This is a genomic window from Pseudomonas sp. Pseusp97 (genome assembly GCF_047304025.1).
In the GTDB taxonomy this organism is placed as follows: domain Bacteria; phylum Pseudomonadota; class Gammaproteobacteria; order Pseudomonadales; family Pseudomonadaceae; genus Pseudomonas.
The window spans coordinates 1-369 of sequence record NZ_JBGLYK010000506.1; the positions used below are offsets into that span (position 1 = coordinate 1).

General features: G+C 73.2%; 1 pseudogene. It reads left to right on the forward strand.

The features are described 5' to 3' along the window. Positions 1 to 369, forward strand: a pseudogene (locus ACCC94_RS30135) (PLP-dependent aminotransferase family protein); the annotation flags it as partial.

Here is a 369-nt window from a genome sequence, read left to right on the forward strand (position 1 = left end):
CCGTCGAGCGCACCCTGCCCGGCCTGATCGCCCACGGCCCGAGCCTGCGGCCGTTCCAGCTCGGCGTACCGGCGTTGGACGCCTTCCCCCGCGCACTCTGGGCACGCCTGTGCGCGCGGCGTCTGCGCCAGCAGAGCGCGTCCATGCTGGCCTATCCGGAACCTTGCGGTTACGGGCCACTGCGCGAGGCCGTCGCCGGCTATCTGGGCATCTCGCGCGGCATCGTCTGCGATCCCGCGCAGGTGTTCATCTGCGCCGGCTACCAGGGCGCACTGGACCTGATCAGCCGCACCCTGCTCGAACCCGGCCAGCGCTTCTGGCACGAGGACCCGGGCTATCCGCGCGGCCGCGAGCTGCTGCGCCGGGCTG